The following is a 20,392-nucleotide window of genomic DNA, read 5'->3' as shown; positions in this document are numbered from 1 at the left end:
TTTCGACTCCGAGTTAACAATTTTTCTTGATTTTACATCATCTTACATTTGTCTCACATTTATTTGAAATGACTATAACTCACCCCAAGCTATAGCTTTAACTTCCTTACTATATCCTTCACCACCGAATGTTTGTGCATAGACTGTAACTCCTGGAAAACCAGGGCTTCCATATCCACACTTGGCATTAGCGATTCGACTACCTTCTAAGTAGTAATGCATTAATCCTTTGATAGTCATTCTCTCTCGCGAGGATGACCTGTCAAATTCCAGCGTCAATGTTCCAAGATAATCGCCCTGCCGAGGAGTAGCTGAAGCTTGCATATTAACTATTGATACCAATTGAGCAGGCAGTGCATCTACATCTTGCTCAAAACGATTTTGAATAGGAACTGGAATCGTAACCGTTTGTTGTTCTTGCCAGTTTTTATTAAGCGAGCTAAGAAAATCCTTTGGGAAAGACCAATAGAAATTGTAATTTTGACGATCAACTACAACTAAAAATGTTGGATTGGGCTGGATTAACCAATAATTAATAGTCGTTACTGCAATGGGAACTCGAATTGAATCGCCTTTGAATTCAGACTCTTCTGTACCTTTGCATTGAACGTTAAATAACTTTCCAGTTGGGTACTCTCCTTGCATAAGCTCACAAATGAAATCAATCCCCATATCCCGATCTTGTTGAACAGGATGAACATTACAAAACTTAGTGAAAACTGAATTAAGAAGGTCAGCAGCACTTACACCAATTCTCTGAGCGTCTGTACGTTTAGGTAAATTAGGTAAATTTGTCATTACGGTAATGGAGCTTTTTTCACAATCTTAACTAAACCGCTATCTAAGGCGAAAGCAAATAGGAATAGAAATACTTTAAGTAGAAGATGATTTTGTCTGTCTAACTTAGAATTGTATGGCAGTTTCGGTATAATACTTAATATAATACAAAAATACCGCAACTTCACTCTTACTCTCATTACATATCAACCCATAAAAATCTTATTGCCAAAAAAACCACTTTATGGTAAACTAGAAGATTGTGAATATTAATCAAAAGTAAAGTAACAAGCCGGGAGAAATCAAAATGACACAGCAAACCCTGCACGGAACCAGCCGCAAAAGAAAAAGAACATCGGGTTTTCGCGCCAGAATGCGTACCGTAAACGGTCGATTGGTAATCAAAGCTCGCCGCAGCAAAGGTCGCCACCGCCTTGCAGTTTAGCACTGCATCAAGGTAGAGAGACCTCAACGATCGCCCTACGCCATGTTGCCCGAGACAAACCGACTTAAGCACCGAAAAGACTTCAGCGCCGTATACCGCAAGGGAATGCGCCGTAACTCGGCCCATTTCAGCTTAAGAGCTCTGCGTAAACCCAAAAGCGTCGAAGTAAGCAAACCGACAGCCGAAAAATCCTTGCAGCCCACTCGCACAGGTATTTCCATCAGCCTGAAGGTTAGCAAACGCGCTGTAGTCCGCAACCGGATTAAGCGTCAGATTCGGGCAGCTTTGCGACACCTATTGCCCCGATTAAAATTCGGGTGGGATTTAGTAATTGTCGTGCGTCCGATCGCACAAGAGTGCAATTATGCAGAAATTCTGCAAGAATTAGAGCAGTTGTTGGTAGAAGCCGAGGTACTAGATGGGAATTCGAGAGGAAGTATATTATGAAGGCGGCCCCGCGCCGGGAGACTTGATTATCAACTTACTCCTGGGGCTGACTGTGGTGGGAATCCCCCTAGCAGTAGGAGCAATTGTCCGGGCTCTGTGGCTGCGGTATCGGATCACGAGCCGCCGAGTGTCCGTAACTAGCGGTTGGATGGGGGGCGATCAGACAGACGTTATCTACTCAGATATAGTCAAAATCGTCACAGTACCTCGTGGTTTCGGGAGTTACGGAGACATGGTACTCACCATGAAAAATGGCAGCCGCTTGGAACTAAGAGCTATGCCGAAATTTCGAGCCCTGTATGACTACATTAACGAAAAACTGCCCGTAGCCGCTCAAAAAGCAAACGCGGCCGAAGCTAAATAAGCGAACCGCTTCGCCCTCAAATCAGGGTAAAGTGAGTGCGAGTATTGGCAAACTCATTACAACAAACCCGCAGACCGGGCGGTCGATCGACGGGCAATGTCCTAAGATAGAGACAAAACCCTAAAAATTGAGGCGGCTCGCCTTCAGCGGGTAAAAATAGTTCTCAACAGCAAACATAGAGCACCTAAATTAACTCAAAGCGAATGGATTTCGGTATCTCGTTTCTCTCCAACAACCTCATGCTCCCGATCCTAGATTTTTTCTACGGGATCGTGCCAAGCTACGGTTTAGCGATCGTAGCTCTGACGCTCGTGATTCGCTTTGCTCTTTATCCTCTCAATGCAGGCTCTCTTCGCAATATGCGGCGCATGAAAGTAGCGCAGCCGTTGATGAAAGAGCGAGTAGATCAAATTCAAAAACTTTATAAAGAAAATCCTGCAAAACAGCAGGAGGAAATGAGCAAAGTATACAAAGAATTTGGTAATCCTCTAGCAGGATGCTTCCCGTTGGTTCTGCAAATGCCAGTGCTGTTTGCACTGTTTGCAACGCTACGGGGTTCGCCGTTTTCTGACATAAATTACAGCGTCAACGTTCAAGTTTTGCCGAAAGAACAAATCGAAACTGTTCAACCGCAAGCTTTTGCTACACCGCCACAAAATATTTACGTCACAGGTACTTTTCATGCTCCTGTTGTGGGCATAATTCCAGGCGGCGACAAACTCGCAGTCGGCGACACAACCAAGATTAATTTTCAAACCCCAGAGGGCAAACCTCTCACAGCGCTAGCTGCAGAAAATAAGAGCGAAATCGACTTTGAACCCCGGTGGAAAGTCATCAAAGGCGAAGAACTGGTCAAGGTAGATGAACAGGGCAACATCACGGCCTTAGCGCCCGGTGAAGCCACAGTTCAAGGCACAATCCCCGGATTGGCTACTAACAAAGGATTCCTGTTTATTGAAGCTCTAGGCCGCGTTGGCGCGATCGACTCAGACGGTACAATCCACTGGGATATTTTGGTAATGATCCTGGGCTTCGGCATCAGTTTGTATATCAACCAAACCCTTTCAGGACAAGCACAAGGGCCAAACGACAACCCCCAACAGGCTACAGTCAACAAACTGACGCCAGTAATATTTTCAGGGATGTTTTTGTTCTTTCCCCTGCCCGCCGGCGTGTTGATGTATATGCTGATTGCTAACATCTTCCAAACAGTTCAATCGTTTATTTTGTCGCGAGAACCCCTGCCCGAAAACCTCCAAAAAATAGTGGACGAAGCAGAGGCGAAAACCCAAAAAGAACAAGGATTAGATGCACTTCCCTTTGAGCCCAAGCGTTCTAAGAAAAAGGCTTGATTTTAACAACAATGAAAGACTCTCAAATGCAGCGCGGACAGGCATGGTTAGAAGAATTGCTACAACTGTCCGCAATTCCTTCAAAAGTGGTATGCGAACAACAAGAAGATTGCTATTGGATGACAATAGATGAAAGCAATCTGACTAGAGAACAAGTGGCAATCTTAGTCGGGCCAAACGGTAATGTAATAGATGCCATTCAGTACCTCTGCAACACGGTTCAGAATATAGGTCAGGAAGTAGAGGAGTCAATTCCTTATACTATTGAACTAAATGGCTATCGTATCCGCCGTCAAGAGGAATTGCGCTCGATGGCAGAGTACGCAGCAGACCAAGCCCGATCGACGGGAGTTGAATTTGAACTCAAATCGCTGTCTTCTGCAGAACGCCGTCAAGTCCACAGCTTTTTGAGCGAATGTGAGGACATAGAAACTTACAGTCAAGGACAAGAACCCGATCGGCGTTTGGTAGTGCGGCTGCGCTGACGCTAAAGAAGGAAGAAGGAAGAAGGAAGAAGGAAGAAGGAAGAAGTTAAAAAATTAACTATTCCTTTTGACCTTTGAATTCAAGAAGTAGGAAGGCGAAAGATTATGGAGACAATTTATATCCCTCATCTACTCACAAAAACAGAGCGGAAAGAGGTCATTGATTTTGAAGAATTTATCCCCGATTTAGAAACTCTTACTCCGGTGCGAGGACGACTGCAAGTGACTCACCAAGGGAATTATCTTGAGGTGAAGGCGAAAGCAGAAACAATAGTTACTCTCACCTGCCACAGATGCTTGAAACAATACAATCATCGTTTGGTCCTAAACTCATCGGAACTAATCTGGCTCGAAGAAACAGCAAATCCAACAGATTCAAGTTCAGCAGAAATAGAAGTGGCTTTAGAAGATTTGGTGGAAAATTTGTCCCCGGGTGGCTATTTCTCTCCGGGCGATTGGGTATACGAGCAAATGTGCTTGGAACTGCCGCATAAACAGATATGCGATACTGAATGTCCGGGAATTTCTTTAACTGATGATGCAAATACAGAAAGCTCAGAAACAGTCTCAGACAGTCGCTGGGCGTCTCTGGAAGCACTTAAACGGCAATTGCCTTAGTCAGTTGGCAGTTGGCAGTTGGCAGTTGGCAGTTGGCATTAGCTAATAACAAATAAGAAATAACAAATAAGAAATAACCACTGACAACTAACAACTAACAACTAACAACTAACAACTAACCACTGACAACTGACTAATGACTATTTTTAGCGACGAGTTTGAATTACTGCTGCGATCGCGCTACCCCCTAATTTACATTCCGACACGGGAGGAAGAGCGCGTAGAAGCGGCGATCGCCCAATGTGCCAAAAAACAAGGTTCTCGCGCCGTCTACATCTGGGATTTTGTTGATGGCTACCAAGGCAATCCCAACGATGTTGGTTTTGGCAAGCGCAACCCGCTGCAAGCTTTGGAATTTCTCGAAAAATTACCCGCCACCGCCCCGGCTATCTTTATTCTGCGCGACTTTCAGCGGTTTTTGGAAGATGTCTCGATTTCCCGCAAGCTGCGGAATTTGGCGAGACTCCTCAAATCTGTACCCAAAAATATTGTCATCGTATCTCCTCTAATTTCGATCCCGGAAGACCTCAGCGAAGTTATGACTGTTTTGGAATTTCCCCTGCCTGCGGCGGCGGAAATCAAAATTGAGGTGGAAAAGCTGTTAGGGGCTACCGGACAAGCCATTGAAGGGCGTTTGCTGGACGAAATGGTGCGCTCCTGTCAAGGTCTGTCTATCGAACGAATTCGCCGAGTTTTGGCAAAGGCGATCGCCACCAGAGGCGAACTCCATCCCGACGACGCGGAACTGATTTTAGAAGAAAAGCGCCAAACAATTCGTCAAACTCAAATTCTGGATTTTTACCCAGCCCGCGAAAATATTTCCGATATTGGCGGTTTGGACAATCTCAAAGAATGGCTGCTGCGGCGCGGCGGTGCTTTTTCCGATCGAGCCCGCCAATACGGTTTGCCGCATCCCAGAGGTTTGTTGTTAGTGGGAATTCAAGGAACCGGAAAATCCTTAACAGCAAAGGCGATCGCCCACCACTGGCATTTGCCTTTGCTGCGGTTGGATGTCGGGCGTTTGTTTGCCGGATTAGTAGGAGAATCTGAATCCCGCACCAGACAAATGATTCAGCTAGCGGAAGCTTTGGCCCCCTGCGTGCTGTGGATTGACGAGATTGACAAAGCTTTTGCAGGATTAGACGGTAAAGGGGATTCCGGGACAACCAGCCGGGTGTTCGGGACTTTTATTACTTGGTTGGCCGAAAAAACTTCGCCTGTTTTTGTCGTAGCAACAGCCAACAACATCCAGTCTTTGCCGCCAGAAATGCTGAGAAAAGGCAGGTTTGATGAAATATTTTTTGTGGGTTTGCCAAGCCAGGAGGAACGGCGGGCGATTTTTGAGGTACATTTGTTGCGGTTGCGATCGCACAGCATCAAAAATTACGATGTAGAGCGCTTAGCTTACGAAACTCCCGATTTTTCAGGAGCCGAAATCGAGCAAACTTTGATTGAAGCAATGCACATTGGGTTTAGCCAAAATCGAGACTTTACCACAGATGATATTTTAGAATCAGCTAGTCAGATGGTGCCCTTAGCAAGAACGGCTCAAGAACAAATCCAGTTTCTCCAAGATTGGGCCGCTGCTGGGAAAGCTCGTCTTGCTTCTAGATACGGCAGTTTGAGCCGCCGGATTCAGGGATAAGCTTTTGAAGTCAGTAGTCAGTAGTTAGTAGCCAGTTGTCAGTTGGCAGTTACCAGATTTTATTCAACATTCAGCAGTCAACTCTCAACAGTCAACTTTCTTCCCTCTCCCTTCTTCCTTCTTCCTTCTTCCCTCTCCCTTCTTCCTTCTTCCTTCTTCCTTCTTCCTTCTTCCTTCTTCCTTCTTCCTTCTTCCTTCATTTGCGGTTTTATGAACAGTGTATATAGCGTTTTCAAATTTTTAGTGGGTTTTCTGCTCGCGATCGTCCTGATGGCAGGTGCTAGCGTGGCGGCTGCACTTTACTTTGCCGCTAAGCTAACGACTGTGCCCGAAAGACCTGTTTTTCCCAACGACAAACCATCTGTTCAGATTGCAGGCGCTGAGCCGAAGTCAACAGCCGAGGCTAGCCCTGTTTCTACATCTAGCGATGCCCCGTCTCCGAAACCGCTGGAACCGGGAGCTTACCGAGCTCTGGTGACTCAGCCGATCGGCTTAATTCTGCGGGATAGTGGCAACCGAGACTCGAACCGCATTGGTGGTGTTGGTTATAAGGAAAAAGTCGTGGTTTTGGAAGAGTCGCCGGACAAAGAGTGGCAGCGAATTCGGGTTGAGGATGGCAATCGCGAAGGTTGGGTCAAAGGCGGCAATACTGAAAAAGTTGAGGGCGAATAGGACTTAAGGCTCAGATCGTGTCCTGTAAAATAACCATTATCGGTTTGTAGTGAGGACGCAGAGTCCCGATCGTTGAACTAGACTCCAATTGCATTCATTCGCTCTCATCTCTGGAAATTAGCTGCGTTTACCTGCGTTTATCTACTTCGAGCTGCGGTTTCCCGATTGAGCGAAGATTTATGCAATAAGTCTAATATTAATCTCCTGATTCACAAAGCTAATATCACACTTGCTTATAAAAGTCAAGCTAAATTTATTTACGATATTGGGAATTGCAGTCTGAGACGCTGAGACTGTAGGTGCGATCGCCCCTGCTAAATCCTGAATTTTACATAAAAGCCCAGCGCACAAAAGGTTTCAAGAGCTAAAACTCAACAGAAAAACCCAAAAATACATAGTATTAACTTATGTTATTCAGGAGAGTATGTTAAGAAAATTAGCAACATTTTAAGGTTAGTTGCAAAACGCAGGCTGTTGTCACCGCCGAACAGGCAAGAGTGGTAGCTTGGATTACAAGATGTAAGTTTTCAGCTCTTCAGCTACCAACAATAAAAAATATGTACGACAAACGTCCCGATCGAGATTTGGCGACTGCTGCTGTTACTGCCGCTTTGGGAGCTGGGGTCGTTACCTCTTTTGCGGTGAGCAGAGGGCAAAATCCGCTGGTAGGTATCGCAATTACTGTTTTTGCAGCGGGAGTAGCTGTAATTTGCGATCGGTTCGGCTTAATTTAAGCGATCGTCGATTTTTTAATACAAAGTCAACTTATCAAAAAATCCCCGCCCTATTTGCAGCTAGCAAAAGTGGGGATTTTTAGTGGCTAGTTTTTTGGTTAATCAGCGGTACTTTCCTAGACGCACTCGCCACATGAAGAAGCCGCGTTTCTTAACAAAAAACCTGCGATTTCCGGCTCTTTACCCGACAACAAATTAAGGTGATGACAGCCTGCGCGCAAGTCTTGTGGTAATTTCTGCGGCAGCCAGATAAAATATTAGCCAGCACTACCCCAGAACTTATTCTCTTTCGGTCTCAAAGGCTAAGATGTGCCTGCAAACTTTTTTGCTGAGTCTCGCCTCTCTAGAAGCAGCGATGCTATCTTGGTTGTTACCTGTAATTATTTTTGACGGTAAATTTTTTATAAAAACGGGTGCTTCGCGCTTTCCAGGTAGAACTTAGCGTTGATAGAATCCAAGCCAAGCGTGCCAAAAATCATTTTGGGCAGTTTGCTCACACAACCCACCCACAATTTCACACTAAAAAATTATGGAATCTCTTGCTTACCTCGAACTTGCTCTTGTTTGCGAAGCACCCGCCGAGTCGAAAATTTTTGATCAGCCCAAGTGGCAAAACCTATCGAGTCAGACTTACGTCCGTTTGCTGTCTCTGGCTTTGATGCTGTCGGTTTTGAGTGCAGCCGGTTCGGCTTTTGCTCAAATAGATCCGGGATATCCAAATTTGCGCTCTGTTCAAGACAGGTTGCGGGAACTCGGCTATTTTCCCAGATCTTCGACAGGTCAACTCGGCCCGGTTACTCAACAAGCTCTGACTAACTTTCAGCGAGACTATCAACTGTCGCTGACTGGTAGACCCGATCGAGCTACTGTGATAGCACTCAACAGTTTGGCTGGGGACGATCGACCTTTTAAAACTATTTATACCAATTATCGGGAACTGGATTTTGGAGACGCCGGTGCAGATGTTTCGGCTCTCCAGCGCAGGTTGAAGCAGCTAGGCTACTTCAGCGCGCATCCTACAGGGAGTTTTGGCGAAGTTACTCAAAATGCCGTTAGATACTTCCAGCGAATTAATCGACTGCGGGTGACAGGAGTTGCCGATAGGCAAACTTTAGCTTTGCTGTTTGGTTCCACCCGGCCGGTTCCCCCCGTTACGCTTCCGGGGGATATTTCGGGAAATGGCGGTTGCAAGGGGCTGCGCTTCGGGGACACAGGGGCGACGGTAGACTTGATCCAGCGGCAATTAAAAGCTTTAGGCTATTTTGAAGGCGGCGTTGACGGTAAGTTTCGGGAACGCACTCTCTACGCTGTGACTCGTTTTCAGCAAGATTACAATCTGGTTTCTGACGGCTGCGCTGACACTGCTACTTTGACTGCTATCGATGCCCAGATGAGGCAAGCTGAAATTACCTCATGGACTAAGGAAGATGACCAACAGAGTAATGCCGGAGATTTTCTAGAGTTGGGCGACAGAGGCCGACAAGTAGAATTTGTGCAGCGGCGGCTGCAAGAATTGGGTTATTACAGGAGCCAGATTCACGGTTGGTTCGATCGACCAACTCAAGCAGCTTTGATCCGGTTTCAGAGAGATAGCGGGCTGTTCGGGACTGGCAGAGTCGATCGCAGCACTCGATCGGCTTTGCGGCAAGGCAACAGGCAGGCAGCAGCGCCTGTGCAGCCAATCGCCACTGGTCTGCGACGGGGCGATACTGGGCCTGCTGTCCGACAACTTCAGTCTGCGCTCAGAAGTCTGGGCAAAAACCCCGGCCCGGTGAACGGAGTATTTGGAGCCGAGACCGAGTTTGCGGTGCTGTCGTTTCAGCAGGAACGCAATTTGTCACCGGCTACGGGTATTGCCACTCCCGCAACTTTGGCGGAACTCCAAAACGGATTAGCTGGTCGGGTAGCTGTTCCTGCTGTTCCAATTAGCAGCAGTTTCAACTCTCGATCGAGCATTCAGCAATTACAAAGGCGGCTGCAAGACCTCGGCTTTTACACAGGCTCGATCAGCGGAGTTTTTGATACTCCGACGAGAGATGCCCTCGATCGAGCTCAGCGCAGTTACGGGGTCAGCAGCGACGATTTGTTGAGCCAAACTTTTTAGCTCCAGGCTTACGGACACTACATCAAAGAAATCGGGTTTCTCGTTTCCGACTCATTCCTGAAATGATGTATTTTTCTGAAGAAACCCGGTTTCCGCGTAACTGTGAGCGCACTTGGGCTACCAATTTTTTGTTAAAACTTGTAACAATCCGTACTTGAAATGCGAAAATAGGCTATGTTCACTCGATTGAATCCGGGGCGCTGCTGCCGTTCTGGGCGATCGACCTCGGACAAGACCAATTGCTGGAAACCAAAGACGGCCATCCCATCCGCAAAGCTTCGTGGCACACCGTATGAATGGTTAGCTGGCAGTCTAGCAGGTGCAACCCAGACTTTTCAGCTTGCTTCATGCCCATTTTCAAAATCGAATCGTTGTTAAATTCGATCGTTCTGTTGCACTGAACGCAGACTAGGTGGTGGTGGTGATGCGGGTAAGGCTGGTTTATTTCATAGTGTTTGTGACCTTCGGCTAGTTCGAGTTCTCGGAGCAGGCTCATCCTTGCCATTAACTTTAAAGTTCGGTAAATGGTGGACAAGCTAATGTTTTCTCCGCGATTTTTTAACAAAGTGTACAAATCCTCGGCGCTCAGGTGATTGCCTTTGGGGAGGTTCTGAAAAACGTGCAAGATGGTTTCCCGTTGGGGAGTCATCCGCCAGCCTTTGTCATTGAGTTCGGATTTGAATGAAGACGCGGTGTAAAGTGCCATTGTGACCCTCTCAAGAAAGTCTGCCTATTGACAATAATACACAACGATCGAGATATTTTGCAAATATCGCTGCTTATTGAAAAAAGATTGAGGAAAAAATTTGGTTTTTGATATTTTTTGACTTTTAACAAGCTTTATGACTGAAAGCATCCAGGATACAAGCCCCCGGATTCATCCGTCCAGAAATAAAAAACCTGTATCCGATGAAACTTGCCCCCCGAATTTATGCGTGGGGCCAATGCTTCAATTCTAAAATCTAAAATCTAAAATCTAAAATCTAAAATCGATTGACTTGCTGCAGAGGACAGAGAAGTTGTTTAGAAGTAAATATTGTTACTTCTGCCTCATGCCTCATGCCTTCTGCACAAGTGCCAAATGCCTTGCTCCCTGATTAATCGCGCTGACTGACCGGCCCAATTTAAGTCAGAGACTCCAGATAGTCGCGGACGCGGTTGCGACGCTTGGGTTGGCGGAGTTTTTGCAAAGCTTTGGCTTCAATTTGGCGGACTCGCTCGCGGGACAAGTCGAGCGCGCGACCGATTTCTGCCAGCGAATAGGGGTGTCCGTCGCCCAAACCAAAGCGCATCAAAATTACATCTCGCTCCCGGCTGGTCAAATCTGCCAGCAGTTGCTGTAAGTCCCGGTGCAGAGCTTCTCGCATCAGCATTTCTTCTGGGGAGATGCTGTCGGTTTCGAGCAAGTCGCCCAACTCTGTATCTTTTTCGTTGCCTACTTTAGTTTCCAAAGAAACAGAACGGGGGACTCGCAGCAAAACTTCTCGGACTTGGGAGGCAGTCATGTCCAACTCGACAGCGATATCTTCGATCGTAGCTGTCCGACCTTTTTCTTGAGAAATTTTGCGCTGGGCTTTTTTGATTTTGTTAAGCTTTTCGGTGATGTGGACGGGGAGGCGAATTGTGCGACTTTGAGTGGCGATAGCCCGCGTAATTCCCTGCCGAATCCACCAGTAGGCATAGGTGCTAAACCGATAGCCCCGCGTCGGATCAAACTTTTCTACAGCTCGCTCCAGTCCGAGAGTACCTTCTTGTATTAAGTCGAGTAATTCTAAACCGCGATTTTGATATTTTTTCGCCACCGAAACCACCAGGCGCAGGTTCGCCTTAATCATGTGGTCTTTAGCTTCGACGCCTTCAGCTTGAATTCTTTCGATGGTCTCGACGGTCATCTCGGCTAACTCGGCCCAGTGGCGCTTGCCTTCGGACATAATTCGCTTGAGTTCTGGCACGTCACCGACACCGGCGGTTAATGCCCAGCGTTCCAGAGAAGGTTTATGTCCCAACTGTGCGGATAACCGATCGCGCACCTCAATTAAATGCACGAAGCGCGCAATTAGCCCTTCTTCCTGGGATGCGACGGTGTTGCGTAATTCCAGCAATTTGATATAGCGCTGAACTTTTTGAGCTTCCGAGACTTCTTCGTCTCTACCCAAGAGACGAACCCGACCTATTTCTTGGAGGTACAGGCGCACTAAATCTGTAGTGCGACGGCTGGCATTTTTTTGCAATTTTGCTGCTGGGTCTGCATCTTCTGTCTCTGCTGGGTCTTGGTCGAGCAGTTCGTCTCCAGCTTCTTCAGCATCTTCATCCAACACATCACCTTGCAAGGGATTGACTCGCAGTTGTTCGTCGAATTCAGCTTCAGCGTAAAAAGAGGTGGCTGGCATAGTGATTTTCTCAGTTGCTCCGGGTGAAAAGATGCTACGCTTAGCGGTTATTTATAATTAAGATGCCCACTTGGTTAAGACGAAGCATCACCGCTTTGTGTTTCTTTACTAACTTTCCTGACTTTTCTGCTGTTGGAGAGATCGAACTTTTGCTGCCCCACTTGTTTTACCAAGATTCTGGAAAACGCTAAGAACTTTCTGATGTAACAGGTTGAAGGCCCGAAAAGTGTGTTGTACTTCTTTGTTTATGTAGCTAGTATAGATAGTGACTGGCTAGAAACAAGTGACGTTAGTCAGAAGTTAAGTTAATCTTCATCACCAATAACCTGGTTCCCGATCACTTCGGAAAATTAGCCATTTTTTTAATAAAACTTTATATAACTCGGCGCTCTTGATTAAATACGCTGTTGTGAGCGCAGAACTTTAATCCATTACAGCATATGAGCTTCAGAGTTGCTATAGTCCGCAGTACCGAGTTATTGGCTGACGCAAAAACCGGGTTTCTTCCTCAAATTTCTGGATTAAAACCTAGAAGTTTGAGCAAGAAACCCGGTTTCGGGATCTCTTTTGCCTAAGTCGCGACTTTGAGGCGGCGATCGACCGATAATTGTTTTGCTGTTGGCTGCTGCTTCCCCGGTGATCTCCTCGAAAATAACCAAGATCAGAAACCGGGTTTTTTGGCACTCGGCCTGCATAGAAAGCGCAGGTTTCTCCTCGCTGTTACCGGGCTAAGCGGGTTTTAGTGAGAATGGTACGATCGGGCGCGAGTCAACTCAAATTAAAATTGCTAGCGTGGGTAAAGTTTCATTAGTTCCCTCACCTGTTCGGCGTGATAGGAACTGCGAGTTAAGGGAGAAGCGACAACTTGCAAGAATCCCAAAGATTCGCCAAACTTTCTCCAAGCATCAAACTGTTCTGGAGGCACAAAGTTTTCTACGTTCAAGTGCTTTTGAGTCGGTTGCAGATACTGTCCAACTGTTAAAATATCGCAGCCGACAGCCCGTAAGTCCTGCATCGCCTCCCGAATTTCGGCGTCTGTTTCTCCCAGTCCCACCATGATGCCGGATTTGGTGTAAACCCCAGGTGCGAGTTCGCGGCTTCGCTGCAATAGTTCCAAGGTGCGATCGTACTTTCCTTGCGGCCGCACCTTGCGGTAAAGTCGCTTTACGGTTTCGGTATTGTGGTTGAGTACCTCTGGCCGGGCTGCGAGAATGATTTCTAAAGCCTGCCAGTTGCCGCACAAGTCGGGAATCAAAACTTCTATAGTTGTATCGGGCATCGCCGATCGCACCGCTTGAATGCACTCGACAAACTGAGACGCGCCCCCATCCGGCAAATCGTCCCGGTTCACAGAGGTAATCACGACGTGGTTGAGTTTTAGCCGCTGCACCGCTTGCGCCAATCTTTGGGGTTCTGTGGGATCTAAAGGTTGGGGCTTTTTCTCAAAATCAATGTCGCAGTAAGGACAGGCGCGGGTACAAGCCGGGCCCATAATCAAAAATGTCGCAGTACCTGCGTTGAAGCATTCGCCGATGTTCGGACACGAGGCCTCCTCGCAAACCGTATTCAGGGATAAATCCCGCAAAATTTCTTTGACGTTGCCGACGCGCTCCCACTGGGGGGCTTTAACTCGCAACCACTGGGGCTTAACTGTCACGTCTGTCTCCGCCTGAGTAGTATTTTACAAATAATTATATACGAGCTTGCTCAATTTTAACTTGAGTGTGATAAGCTAAAAATCTATTGACTAAATTCGGGATGTAGCGCAGCTTGGTAGCGCACCTCGTTCGGGACGAGGGGGTCGCAGGTTCAAATCCTGTCATCCCGATTATAAAATTAAATTGGATATTCCGCAGCAAGTGACTTTGTTTTGGGCGATCGTCCGGGTGTGTAGATTTGTGGTACGCATAAATTAGTCGGTGGGGCGATTCCATACGGGATAGCTGCGCTTCACGGGCGTGTTAATTCCCCTTTGCTAAAAAATCAACTGTAGCGACTGTTTTGGCAGAGGGAATTAGAGAATAAGGCGTAAAGAATCACAGCAGCAGTAGAGAGTAGCGAACAAGTCTTTGCCTTCTCCCTCTGTGATGATTTGGGACTGTGTTTAATCACACGTACTTGCTCAATGCTGAGAACTTTGACCAAGGTTTGAAACCGGAGGTAAGTATAAATACTGCCAGAATAATTCTTAAATACAAGTTTATTAAGATTTACATCTTGAGATAGATGAATTAATAGCTGAATGAGCTTATAATAAAACCTAATTGTTAGCGTGTCTAAAATTGACCCACAAACCGGAGGATATTCCAATGCAAATAAGTGGCAAAGCCTTCGGCTCCTGCTCTCGCTGCGAAACATTACCCGCCAAAATAGAGGGCAGGGGAGGTCTATACCTGTGGTTTCCAGTATCGCACACGCTGACCAAGGTTATTTCTGCACTAACCAAGGCTGAACTCGAATTCCGGCTGTTAGAAGAGAGCAAGTGTTTGTACATTATGCTTGAGGGAATAGCCAAAGAAAAGTTTAACGCCCTAGCATCGTCGGCGCTGACAACTCAAGAGTTGAAAGAGACAAAAGTTTTGTGGATGCGCGAAGTTGAACAGCCAAAATTTAGCGATTTTTATCGTAGCACTTCCTTAGACTCTTTTATTAATTTGAGTAACTCTGATTGGCTGTTAGATTTATTGTCCGAAGAACGGATTACTACACATTTTCAGCCCATTGTTTATACCTCAGATACTTCTAAAATTTTTGCTCATGAAGCCCTGCTCCGAGGAATTGACGAGCAAGGAGACTTAATTTATCCGGGTCGGATTTTTGCCCAAGCAGAATCAGCAGGTCTAATTTTTCAACTAGATGTTTTAGCCCGGACTCGCGCTATTCGCGAAGCCAATGTTTACGCTCTCCAAGAATTACTTTTTATTAATTTTTCTCCCACTTCAGTTTACGATCCCGCTACCTGCCTGCGAAGAACAGTACAGGCTATTGATGAAGCGGGAATTCCTCACAGCAATATTGTTTTTGAAGTAGCGGAATCTCAGCACCCTCCTGATATCGATCACTTGATTAATATTTTGAGGTTTTACCGAGAAGCTGGATTTTTAATTGCCCTAGACGATTTCGGCAGCGGTTCTTCTAATTTAAATTTGATGCACCAACTGCGTCCTGATTTTATTAAGTTGGATATGGAATTGATTCGCAACGTCCATCAAGATTATTATAAGGCACTAATTACGGAAAAGATGTTAGAAATTGCCGCTCAATTAGAAATTAAAACTATTGCTGAAGGTGTGGAAACTTTGGAGGAGTTAGAGTGGGTACGGCAGCGGGGAGCAACTTTTGTCCAAGGTTATTTGATTGCTAAGCCCACTTCTCCGCCGATCGCAGTTACGAGCTATATTGGTGGTGTTGAAGCAGTGCCTATGTCTGCTTAAAATGTTGGCAGTTGCGGTAAAGCGCAACCGCCAACGAGTCTTTTAAACGCTTAAGTTGCGCCGCAAAAAGCTTTCTAAGGATTCCATTCTCAGGCCATAGATTGATTCCAAGTTTTGCACTTCTTCGGGAGTGCAGAAATACTCGTTACCCAGCAATACCCGCAAAGTTCCTAAGTCTTTTTGAGCTTGAGGATTCAATAAACCCAAGGCATTTCTCAAACCGTCAAACACAACCAGCGGCGGGTTGATTACCATCGGTTCGCGATTGAATAAGCGTCCAAAAATGCGGGGAATGTCGTCTCTTGTCAGCACATCCGGGCCACCGACTCGCAGAATTTGGTTGCGCGCGCCTTCGACTGTTGCCGAGTCTGTGGCAATCTTTGCTAAGTCGTCGGTACTGACAATAGAAGTGCGGTTTTTGCCGTCGCCAATCAGCAGGTAAAGTCCGGTTTCTCGAAATCTTTCTGCTAGGGGTAACAAGCTGGAAGCAAAACCGGCAGGCCGCAAGATTGTATAATTCAAGCCGCTGTTTTGCAGGTATTTTTCAACTTCTCGCTTCGCTTTGAATACTGGGGAATCTTCGTATCCTCGATCGACTCCCAGTACCGAAAGAAAGACAAAGTGCTGCACTCCTGCTTCTTTGGCGCAGTCGATCAATTCTCTGTTAGCGCGGTAGTGTACTGCTTGAACGTCGCCGCCGGTGCCGTGGCTGCTGATGATGTACTGCACTCCTTGGCAGGCTTTTTTAATATCTTTGTCTTGTTTTAAGTCGCCGATAAAAATCTCAGCGCCTCGGTTTTCTAGTTCAGAGTAGCGAGATGCGAGGCGAACGAATGCGCGGACAGGCTTTTCTTGCTGTCTGATTTCTCGTACAATTCGGCGGCCTAGTGCGCCTGTTGCTCCGGTTACTAAGAACATGATTTTTAGTGATTGGTTGTTATTAACTGGATCGGGACTTACGCATAGGATCGAGAAACCCTGTTTCTTAAACTTATCGTTACTAAACCTAAGATTTATGGTAGAAAACGGGTTTCTTTTGCCTTAGTTTTATTTATAACTCATAAATCAAATTTCGACAATTACGGGGGCGTGGTCGCTGGGTTTGATTAATTTTCTGGGAGCAATGTCTATTGTACAGTTTTTTGCTTGTTCGTACAGGGGAGGGCTGAGATAATGGTGGTCGATTCTCCAGCCGTTGTTGCGGGGAAATGCGGCGGCGCGGTAGTCCCACCAGCTATAATGGCCGCCTTCTGTGGTGAATTTGCGAAAGGGGTCGTTTAATCCTAATTCTATGATTTCTGTGAGTGCGAGGCGCTCGGCTACTGATAGGCCGACGGAGTTAGCATTGGCTTTGGGATTGTGGATATCTCGATCGTCCGGGACGATGTTGAAGTCGCCGCCAATGCACAAGTTGGGGGATTTGGCTAGTGCTATTTTGAGGTATTCTTGCAGCAGTTTGAGCCACTTTAGCTTGTACTCATATTTTTCGCTGCCGACTTCGGAACCGTTGGGAACGTATACGCAAATAATCTGAATATCGTCGATTATTCCGGCTATTAGGCGTTTTTGTTCGTCAAAAATACCTGCGGTTTCGTCGCCGAGAATGGGAGCAAATCCGGTGCTGATTTGCGTTAGGGGCGATCGGCTAAAGATAGCGACGCCGTTGTAGGATTTTTGACCGGAAATGTAGCAGTTGTAGCCGAGGTTGATGAAGGGTTCTAGGGGGAAGTCTTTGTCTATAACTTTGGTTTCTTGGAGGCAAAGAACGTCTGGGGAGTTTGTTTGCAGCCAGCTAGTAACGTGTTCTAGGCGGGTGCGGATTGAGTTGACGTTCCAGGTGGCGATTTTCATTTTTTGTTTGTTATATACTCTCTGATTACTGGCTCGATCGAGAAGTGCGATCGCCCGTTTTGTTTGACTGTTTCAACTAATGACCGTCGTCCTAAAGATTGCATAACTTTCAAGAGTTCTGGCGGTGATAGTTGCAGGTTGTCTGCTATTTGTGAGATGTCGGCTGGTTCGATCGTGCTGGCTAGCCAAGAGATAACTTGTTGTTCGGATGCGGTTAGGCGATCGAAATGCTGGTGCAGGAGTGATTCTAAGTCACCTAAGAATAGGGTATCATAGGAGAGGAATTCGGAAACGCTACCGCCAAATAAATCTTGAATCATAGTTGCAACTATATTTAACCATAGGGGATTGCCTCGGTAAAGGTCGATTAGTTCTGACCATTTCTCCGGTTCTCCTAAACCTTTTTCTCTAAATATTTCTTGTGTTTCGGGGCCTAAACCGTTGAGTTGCAGAGATTTGCCGGGGCGGTTGTCGCCTTCTAAGGCGGCTATTTCTCTGGGTTTTTCCCAACTCAGGAGGATTAAGCAACTGTTGTGGGATGATTCTGTTAGTTGTTTGAAGAATGCCCCGTAATTTTCATATCCAGGTTGGTAAGTTCCTGCGAGTTGTTGGCTGCTGAAGATGGTTTGGATATCATCGAGGATGATGAGACAGCGGTGCGAGCGCAAATAGTTGATTAAATCTGGTAACTCGGTTTCTTGCTGCTGGGAGAGGAATTTAATTAAGTCGGTTTGGAGTGATGCCAGGGGTGGCGCGTTGCGGAGACTTCGCCAGATAATGCGATCGAATTCGTGTTGAATTTGTGGGATTAGTTGGAGAGTAAGGGCGGTTTTGCCAATACCGGATAAGCCTAAGATGGTGATGAGGCGGGTGCGGCCCAAAATCCAGTTTTCGAGGGTGGTGAGTTCGGATGTGCGGTTATAGAATAGGTTGGGTTCTGGTGCATCAGCTAAATCTAAATGTACTTTCGGTTTGGAATTGCTTGTTTTTTCGTTAAACTTATTCTTTTCTTGCGGTTCAGATTGTAATTTTTTTGAGGATTGGGAACTATCCGCAGAGATGTTACCAATATGGATGCAGCCATTCCCGACGAGTGAGACAATATTAGAAGCTTGTAAATTTTCCAACTTAGCTCTAAAATTTGCTTTAGATACTTGTTCATCGCCTAATGCAACTGATAAAAGTTTCCATAATTTAAAGCCAACCTCTTTAACGTATTTCTCTGAACGGTTGTGATGCTGTGCAATTTCTTTATATTTCTGATTGTCCCAAGCGCCACGTAATATAGCTTTTTGCAGACTATCTAAATGTTTTCCCGTAGTAGTCAAAGCTAGATGGTCAACAAATTCTAAGGCTTCTTCAACGTCCATCAGTCAGGCAGATGCAAGGGGTTGACCTGATTGTAACCCAACTAAATATGACTTTTTCAGTAGCAACCAACTAAATGTGACTTTTTATGACCTAGTTGGGATGGAAAAAACTACTAAATATGACTTTATATGGCTTGACAAGCTTTGGTATTTAGGAAAGAATTTATACTTAAGACAACAAAAGGTTATGCTAAGCGCTAGTTGTATCTACCTGTTATGACACAACCGAATATTTTGGAACTCGCGAAACAGGGAGATGCAAAGGCGATCGCGCTTCTGCTGAACCGCCAGCTACAAGCCAAGGGCATCACCGCCGCAGCTTCCCTTAAGGATGGTTGTTTACAGGTGATGCTGGAAGCGGCAGAAGCGCCTAGTCAGCAAGTCTTGGCCCCGTGGGTGAGTAAGTCGATCGCTGGTTTGGGGGCTGCATCAATTGAAAAAGTCAAGGTTTACGGGCGACAGACGGGCGCGAAGGTGCCGGCGTGGAGTCAAGAGTTTGAAGTGGCGGGGCAAAATTTGCCTGTTGCGAATGTAACAGAGGGACGGGCAAGTTCTAGTGAAAATACGGAGTCAAATCAGCTTAGTTTGAAGGAACGGGCTAAGCTTGGGGATGTGGAGGCGATCGCCAGTCTGTTAAATCTTCCGTTGCAAAACAAGGGGATTACGGCGACTGCGAGTTTGCAAGATGGTTGTTTGCAAGTGATGCTGGAGGGCGATCGGGTTCCTGATGAGGAGGCTTCTATCAGGATTGTCCGCAGGGAGTTGATGAATTTGAAGGCGGGGGCGATCGCTTCTGTGAAGGTTTACGGGCAGCAGGGGGGTGAGGATTTTCCGGCTTGGAATCGAGAGTTTGAGTTGGTGGCACGAGCAAGTCAATCGTCCCATAATTTAGGAGTGAATACTACAAATCAGCTTTCTACTAATAATTCGTATGCAGAAAAAAGCCAGGAGCAATCCTCAATACAAATTCTTAATGAAACGTCAACAGAACTATTGTCAGACAATCAATGGAATGCTGCATTTATAATCTTGAGTATAATAGCATTTTTCGTGCTTTTTGTGAATTTTACCTTGGCATTTATTCTAGCTATTGCAGCAAGTATTGCTTATGTAAAGTATCAAAATACTCCGACTGGGAAAGCTGCTGCTGCTAAGCGAAAGCTAGAAGCTTTACAAAAGGCTGAAGAAGCTGAACAGGAAAGATTAAGACAGGAAGAACAAAAAAGAATCTTGATTGAGACGGCTCAATCCGAAGCTAAATTATTAACAACTAATCTTGCTCATATAGCCTTAGATGAATTCAAAAAAGTTAATGCTAGAACAAGCGTAGGCGTTAGCTATACAGATTTACCAGGTGTGATAGCTCCAGCTAAATTCGCAACTCAGAAGTTTGAAAAATCCAAGGATTACAAGGTTTGCCCATACTTAAGTGAGCTTATAAGTAACAATATGTTATACTATGAAATCACTCAGGAATGCTTTCATAAAAAACTAACATATAAACCTTTAAATTCACAATTCCAAGCAATCATAAAAACTGAATTTCCCGAACTAAAAGGCGCAAGTTTGGACTTGGTTATCAGTACAATTTGGGCGAAAGCTGACCGTTATTCCGATGAAATAGAAGCAATACTTGAATCATCAGACACGGAGTGATTAACCATTATACCTAGAAAAAGGGGCTAATAAAGCAGATTTCAAGAT

At 45.9% G+C, this 20,392-nt stretch carries 20 protein-coding genes, 1 tRNA gene and 1 pseudogene; 13 read left to right on the top strand and 9 right to left on the bottom strand.

Annotation, left to right across the window (positions count from 1 at the left end):
• Nucleotides 1-72: 72 nt before the first annotated feature.
• Nucleotides 73-798 (bottom strand): DUF4365 domain-containing protein, encoded by a 726-nt coding sequence (locus QT994_RS16045; RefSeq protein ID WP_333176079.1) that lies wholly within the window; start codon nt 796-798, stop codon nt 73-75.
• A 286-nt stretch (nt 799-1,084) separates the two neighbouring features.
• On the opposite strand from QT994_RS16045, the gene rpmH reads away from it, so the two are divergent.
• From rpmH to QT994_RS16010, 7 genes are all read left to right on the top strand, one after another.
• On the top strand, nt 1,085-1,222 hold the full coding sequence (gene rpmH, locus QT994_RS16040) for a 50S ribosomal protein L34 (protein WP_193974120.1): 138 nt from the start codon (nt 1,085-1,087) through the stop codon (nt 1,220-1,222).
• A gap of 42 nt (nt 1,223-1,264) precedes the next feature.
• Nucleotides 1,265-1,669 carry a ribonuclease P protein component gene (gene rnpA, locus QT994_RS16035; protein WP_333046318.1) on the top strand — a complete coding sequence of 135 codons (405 nt, stop codon included), beginning with the start codon at nt 1,265-1,267 and terminating at the stop codon, nt 1,667-1,669.
• A complete protein-coding gene (locus QT994_RS16030; protein ID WP_333046319.1) occupies nt 1,641-2,033 on the top strand; it encodes a PH domain-containing protein in 393 nt (130 codons plus the stop codon). Before rnpA ends, QT994_RS16030 begins: the two co-directional genes overlap by 29 nt.
• 203 nt (nt 2,034-2,236) lie before the next feature.
• A complete protein-coding gene (gene yidC, locus QT994_RS16025; RefSeq protein WP_333046320.1) occupies nt 2,237-3,385 on the top strand; it encodes a membrane protein insertase YidC in 1,149 nt (382 codons plus the stop codon).
• 11 nt (nt 3,386-3,396) lie between these two features.
• On the top strand, nt 3,397-3,870 hold the full coding sequence (locus QT994_RS16020; RefSeq protein ID WP_333046321.1) for a R3H domain-containing nucleic acid-binding protein: 474 nt from the start codon (nt 3,397-3,399) through the stop codon (nt 3,868-3,870).
• A 105-nt stretch (nt 3,871-3,975) separates the two neighbouring features.
• Nucleotides 3,976-4,488 (top strand): YceD family protein, encoded by a 513-nt coding sequence (locus QT994_RS16015; protein WP_333176077.1) that lies wholly within the window; start codon nt 3,976-3,978, stop codon nt 4,486-4,488.
• 136 nt (nt 4,489-4,624) lie between these two features.
• On the top strand, nt 4,625-6,133 hold the full coding sequence (locus QT994_RS16010) for an AAA family ATPase (protein WP_333176075.1): 1,509 nt from the start codon (nt 4,625-4,627) through the stop codon (nt 6,131-6,133).
• 77 nt (nt 6,134-6,210) lie between these two features.
• On the opposite strand, the gene QT994_RS16005 is transcribed toward QT994_RS16010, so the two are convergent.
• A complete protein-coding gene (locus tag QT994_RS16005) occupies nt 6,211-6,333 on the bottom strand; it encodes a hypothetical protein (RefSeq protein WP_333176073.1) in 123 nt (40 codons plus the stop codon).
• 10 nt (nt 6,334-6,343) lie between these two features.
• Here QT994_RS16005 and QT994_RS16000 point away from each other — a divergent pair, with 10 nt between their 5' ends.
• The 3 genes from QT994_RS16000 to QT994_RS15990 all read left to right on the top strand — a co-directional run bounded on the left by QT994_RS16000 (nt 6,344) and on the right by QT994_RS15990 (nt 9,643).
• The gene (locus QT994_RS16000; RefSeq protein ID WP_333176071.1) at nt 6,344-6,805 is read left to right on the top strand and encodes an SH3 domain-containing protein; all 462 of its coding nucleotides are present in this window, start codon (nt 6,344-6,346) and stop codon (nt 6,803-6,805) included.
• Between the two features lie 557 nt (nt 6,806-7,362).
• Entirely contained in the window at nt 7,363-7,539 is a 177-nt protein-coding gene (locus QT994_RS15995; RefSeq protein ID WP_333046329.1) for a hypothetical protein, read from the top strand.
• Nucleotides 7,540-8,068: 529 nt separating this feature from the next.
• Nucleotides 8,069-9,643: a peptidoglycan-binding protein gene (locus tag QT994_RS15990; protein WP_333176070.1), complete on the top strand. Its 1,575-nt coding sequence runs from the start codon at nt 8,069-8,071 to the stop codon at nt 9,641-9,643.
• A gap of 178 nt (nt 9,644-9,821) precedes the next feature.
• Here QT994_RS15990 and QT994_RS15985 read toward each other — a convergent pair whose 3' ends face one another.
• The 4 genes and pseudogenes from QT994_RS15985 to lipA form a co-directional block, all read right to left on the bottom strand.
• Nucleotides 9,822-10,349, bottom strand: a complete 528-nt coding sequence (locus QT994_RS15985; RefSeq protein ID WP_333046332.1) for a transcriptional repressor — start codon at nt 10,347-10,349, stop codon at nt 9,822-9,824.
• A gap of 418 nt (nt 10,350-10,767) precedes the next feature.
• A complete protein-coding gene (gene sigC / locus QT994_RS15980; RefSeq protein ID WP_333176067.1) occupies nt 10,768-12,033 on the bottom strand; it encodes an RNA polymerase sigma factor SigC in 1,266 nt (421 codons plus the stop codon).
• Nucleotides 12,034-12,554: 521 nt separating this feature from the next.
• Nucleotides 12,555-12,728, bottom strand: a complete 174-nt coding sequence (locus tag QT994_RS15975) for a hypothetical protein (RefSeq protein WP_333176065.1) — start codon at nt 12,726-12,728, stop codon at nt 12,555-12,557.
• A gap of 92 nt (nt 12,729-12,820) precedes the next feature.
• Nucleotides 12,821-13,696: pseudogene (gene lipA, locus QT994_RS15970) on the bottom strand (lipoyl synthase); the annotation flags it as partial.
• 91 nt (nt 13,697-13,787) lie between these two features.
• On the opposite strand from lipA, the gene QT994_RS15965 reads away from it, so the two are divergent.
• Nucleotides 13,788-13,861: transfer RNA gene (locus QT994_RS15965), tRNA-Pro, on the top strand.
• A 481-nt stretch (nt 13,862-14,342) separates the two neighbouring features.
• Nucleotides 14,343-15,467 carry an EAL domain-containing protein gene (locus QT994_RS15960; RefSeq protein ID WP_333176063.1) on the top strand — a complete coding sequence of 375 codons (1,125 nt, stop codon included), beginning with the start codon at nt 14,343-14,345 and terminating at the stop codon, nt 15,465-15,467.
• Nucleotides 15,468-15,509: 42 nt separating this feature from the next.
• Here the strand turns inward: QT994_RS15960 and QT994_RS15955 are convergent, their stop codons facing one another.
• The 3 genes from QT994_RS15955 to QT994_RS15945 all read right to left on the bottom strand — a co-directional run bounded on the left by QT994_RS15955 (nt 15,510) and on the right by QT994_RS15945 (nt 18,688).
• Nucleotides 15,510-16,385, bottom strand: coding sequence for an SDR family oxidoreductase (locus tag QT994_RS15955; RefSeq protein ID WP_333176062.1), 876 nt, complete (start codon nt 16,383-16,385; stop codon nt 15,510-15,512).
• Between the two features lie 147 nt (nt 16,386-16,532).
• The gene (gene xth / locus QT994_RS15950) at nt 16,533-17,318 is read right to left on the bottom strand and encodes an exodeoxyribonuclease III (RefSeq protein ID WP_333176060.1); all 786 of its coding nucleotides are present in this window, start codon (nt 17,316-17,318) and stop codon (nt 16,533-16,535) included.
• Nucleotides 17,315-18,688 carry an NB-ARC domain-containing protein gene (locus tag QT994_RS15945; protein WP_333176058.1) on the bottom strand — a complete coding sequence of 458 codons (1,374 nt, stop codon included), beginning with the start codon at nt 18,686-18,688 and terminating at the stop codon, nt 17,315-17,317. Before QT994_RS15945 ends, xth begins: the two co-directional genes overlap by 4 nt.
• Nucleotides 18,689-18,904: 216 nt before the next feature.
• Here QT994_RS15945 and QT994_RS15940 point away from each other — a divergent pair, with 216 nt between their 5' ends.
• The gene (locus tag QT994_RS15940) at nt 18,905-20,344 is read left to right on the top strand and encodes a hypothetical protein (RefSeq protein WP_333176056.1); all 1,440 of its coding nucleotides are present in this window, start codon (nt 18,905-18,907) and stop codon (nt 20,342-20,344) included.
• The last annotated feature ends 48 nt before the right edge of the window (nt 20,345-20,392 follow it).

This window comes from Microcoleus sp. S13_B4, from assembly GCF_036700885.1.
In the GTDB taxonomy this organism is placed as follows: Bacteria; Cyanobacteriota; Cyanobacteriia; order Cyanobacteriales; family Microcoleaceae; genus Microcoleus.
Note: the sequence above shows the minus strand (reverse complement) of the source record. Positions and strands in the feature narration are given on the sequence as shown.